The sequence below is a fragment of the Rhodothermales bacterium genome, from assembly GCA_034439735.1.
In the GTDB taxonomy this organism is placed as follows: Bacteria; Bacteroidota; Rhodothermia; order Rhodothermales; family JAHQVL01; genus JAWKNW01.
In genome coordinates, this window is the sequence record JAWXAX010000026.1 from 1 (window position 1) to 3584 (window position 3584).

General features: G+C 59.5%; 4 protein-coding genes. 3 read left to right on the forward strand and 1 reads right to left on the reverse strand.

From position 1 onward, the window contains the following. Window positions 1–83 precede the first annotated feature (83 nt). Window positions 84–530, forward strand: a complete 447-nt coding sequence (locus SH809_01685; GenBank protein ID MDZ4698390.1) for a hypothetical protein — start codon at window positions 84–86, stop codon at window positions 528–530. Between the two features lie 78 nt (window positions 531–608). Here SH809_01685 and SH809_01690 read toward each other — a convergent pair whose 3' ends face one another. Further along, window positions 609–1145, reverse strand: a complete 537-nt coding sequence (locus SH809_01690) for a hypothetical protein (GenBank protein MDZ4698391.1) — start codon at window positions 1143–1145, stop codon at window positions 609–611. 382 nt (window positions 1146–1527) lie between these two features. Between SH809_01690 and SH809_01695 the strand changes: the two genes are divergently transcribed. Beyond that, a complete protein-coding gene (locus tag SH809_01695) occupies window positions 1528–3168 on the forward strand; it encodes a T9SS type A sorting domain-containing protein (protein ID MDZ4698392.1) in 1641 nt (546 codons plus the stop codon). A gap of 187 nt (window positions 3169–3355) precedes the next feature. Further along, on the forward strand, window positions 3356–3584 hold a 229-nt coding region (locus tag SH809_01700), incomplete at its 3' end, for a hypothetical protein (GenBank protein ID MDZ4698393.1).

Here is a 3584-nt window from a genome sequence, read left to right on the forward strand (position 1 = left end):
GCACGCCGGCCGGCGTGCAACTTTTTGCGGAAGCACTCGCATTATATCTCAGCCGCTTATCTCACCCTTACCTACGCCATCCTATGAAACTGATGCAACTGGTTCTTGCGCTTGTGGTTACCTTCCAAACGTCGCCCGCAGGGGCGCAATCCCCGGTGCGCGAATCGGAGCTGGTGGGGGAGTGGCGGCTCGTATTTGACTTGAAGAACGAGGCGGAGACGGCTGCGGAGCGCGTCATTCTCAACGCCGTCGATGGCTTGCTCGATGAGATCGACGTCCACTTTACGTTTAAAGCCGGCGGCGACGTGAAGATTGTTTCCCGGGCTTTTGACGACCCCGATAAAGACATCGAATACAGCACCTGGCAGATCAACGATGAGGGTCAACTCCTGCTAGGCGAAAACGAACACGTAGAGATGGATGACGATACGGTGTGGATGCGCGAAGGTAATCGGCTGGTGGCGCTCGAGATGGAGGACGGAGCATACCGCGTTAAAGACGGCATCTACATGGAACGGCAGCGAAACTGAGGGCTTGCTCTTGATTTCTGAATATCGAGAGTCGGATGTGGGGTTCATGGTGCGACCAGAGACGCCGTCCGAAAGCGGTTAACGGCCTGTCTTTTTCTTTTTCCCAGCCGCCCCATCCAACTTCACGATGAGACTGACGGGGCCCTCGCAGTAGACCGACAATTCGATAGCCACTTCAACGGCTTCTTTACACGACTTACCCAGGTAGAGTGCCGTCAGTGCGTAGTCCATGCCGGCCCCGATGGCTTCGTATGTTTTTACATCACGCACGAGCCAGCCGGCGATGTAGAACACGCTGCCTTCGAAGCCGATGAGGTATTGATTTTCGATGCCGGCTTCGCCAGTTTTATCCTTTTTCCAGCTCGAAAACTCAGAGATAAAATCTAGAATGGCGGACTCTGAGGCTTCGTAGGGTTTGTGCGTCTTGCTGAAGATCTGGAGGAGCGCGATTTCCTTCGACAGGCCGACGCCGCCCACCACGAGGTCGTTCACTTCGAACAATTTGGCGAACTTCGTATTATCGCCCTTGGTTTGTGTGATCCCGCGCACGGAGATAGAGTCCGAGGCGATTTCGTAGCCGATTCCCTCCTGTATTTTGCAGACGACAACACTCATTTCTTAACCGAGTTGGTTGGTTGATGTAACGATGAGGGCGGTGAGGACCTGAGGTATTGACGCATCATCGATCCATTTCCAGGACGATTTCAGCCAGCAATTTGAAGAAATCCGGCATGATTAAGACGAGCATAATGACGAACAAAACAACTAGGAGGCAGCAGCCTTTGAGCACGCGCGAAAATAATTCCATTTCGATGGGGATCGTCCGTCGGGAAGGATACAAAACTGAGGGTAGGCGAGTAAGGTTCTGTCGCGGGGCGAGCCGATAGCTGTTGCGAAGTGCCTAACCTCAATTCGGGCTACGTTCTTCTCCAAAAATGCGTATATTGCCGTCCGGCCCCCGGCCCAATTCCAATCCATCATCAGCCCATTCCTGCTCATGAAACTGCCCATCCTCACCCGTCTATATCTCGCGTTTCTCGTCGTCTTTCCGCCGGCAATCTACACATCCGCCGCTCAGGATCCGTTGCGCGACACCCTGTCTCTAGCTCCCGGCCTCGCGTGGGGCGTTGAAGCCGGCACCTGGGAAACCGGTGTGCCCACCACCGGCCCCGGCGCCTGCCTGGTCGGGGACACCTGCTTCGCTACCGTCCTCGGCGACAACTACGCAGAGCCCGTGGAGAGTCGCCTGATCCGGTATGTCTCCTTCACCGTGCCGGTCGCCACACGTAATCCGCGCCTTGAGTTCTGGCACTGGTTCGACTTTGGCGCCGGCGATTCCGGTCAGGTGCAGGTGCGGGTGCAGGAAGGCGAGTGGGAGACGATTTCACCCCTATATACGTTTACGGGAGGCGGCGTATGGACGCGGCCTTCGATTAACCTGGTGCCGTATGCCGGGCAGGATATCCAACTGGCCTTCCTCATCCGTTCCTTCGACGCCGTGGGCACGCCCGGCTCCGACGTTCGACCTGGCTGGTATATTGATGGGGTCCAGATGGTGTCCGGACTCCAGTACTTCGATGCGTTTGAGGACTTTGAGTCCGGCATCCGGGACTGGTCCGTCACCGCCGGCACGTGGCAGGTGGGCGCGCCCACGGTAGGCCCTGTCTCCTGCAACAGCGGCGACGCGTGCGCCGGCACGGTGCTCGACGGTTTCTACCGCGAGCCCGTCGACACCCGGCTTGTCACCGCCCCGGCCCTGGTGCTCGGGCCGGCATCGATCCGCTTTAACCACTGGTTCTCGTTTTCCGATGGGGATACGGGGTCGCTACAGTATCGAATCCTCGATGGAGCCGGCACGCCGGCCGGGGATTGGATCACGCTCGCCGGCCCCTACGTCAATACGAGCAGCAGCGTATGGTCGTCGCCTCCGCCCGTCGTCCTGCCCGTCCCGGAAGGCACGATCGTCCAGATTGGTTTCCACTTCAGCGCCACCGAAGCCGGCGCCGTCGCGGGGAGCGATGTCGCCGCCGGCTGGTTCATCGACGACATCAGCTTCAACGGCATCGGCGACGCCATCCTGCCCGTCACGCTCACCGGCTTTGACGCCGTCGCCGACGGTGACGATGTGGTGCTTACCTGGCGGACGGCCGGCGAGCGCAACAACGCCGGCTTTTACGTCCAGCAGCGGTCCGGAGCGGCTTTTAAGGACCTCGAGTTCGTTCCAGGCGCCGGCACTAGCGATCGGCCCCGCACGTACAGCTATCGGGTGCCGAATCCAGGGCCAGGTCCGCGCCAGTATCGCCTCAAGCAGGTCGATTTCGATGGGGCTTTCGCTCATTCAGCCGCCGTTGAAGCGTCCGTCCGTCTGCGAGACGCCTTCACGCTCGAGCCGGCCTACCCGAACCCCTTTAATCCCGAAACGACGATCCGTTTCGCTGTGCGGCAGGCCGAACCTGTGACCGTAGAGCTGTATAACGCCGTCGGCCAGCGCGTCCGTACGCTGTACAGCGCCACTCCGGCCGCCGAGGCCATCGAAGAAGTGCGCATCGACGGATCCGGGTTGCCGAGCGGAATCTACTTCGTACACCTGAGCGGTGAGGGCTTCCTCGGGACACGCATGGTGACGTTGTTGAAATAGGTGCTGGCAACCGTCGTCGATGCGTAAACATTTCGCAGGGATGGGGCACCCGGTCGGTCTGTCCCATCCCTACGTTCGTCTGTGAGGATCTGACGTACGAAAGCAACCGGAGTCTGCCGGTCGTTTCGTTGTTCATGCGTCACGTTGATTGGGGGAAGTCGCTACCTTCCATCCACTGAGGACCACCATGAACATTACATCGCTTGTCGAGCCGCTGGAAGTAGAGGTACAGCCCGTGCTCGCCGCCATTCTCCCAAGCCATAGCCCATCCGCTTCCGAAACGCTGGGCCGCACGATCGGCGCCGCGTTCGGCGCCCTGCACGCGTTTGTCTCAGGCAACAAACTCACCCCTCTGGGGGCTCCGCGCGCCATCTACAAATCGTTCGACTCGCGGGAGATGCACTTCGTCGTCGCCA

Bases quoted from the DNA above. Each gene is read 5' to 3' on its own strand.
- SH809_01685 (MDZ4698390.1), top strand. From the start codon at position 84: ATGAAACTGATGCAACTGGTTCTTGCGCTTGTGGTTACCTTCCAAACG.
- SH809_01690 (MDZ4698391.1), bottom strand. From the start codon at position 1,145: ATGAGTGTTGTCGTCTGCAAAATACAGGAGGGAATCGGCTACGAAATC.
- SH809_01695 (MDZ4698392.1), top strand. From the start codon at position 1,528: ATGAAACTGCCCATCCTCACCCGTCTATATCTCGCGTTTCTCGTCGTC.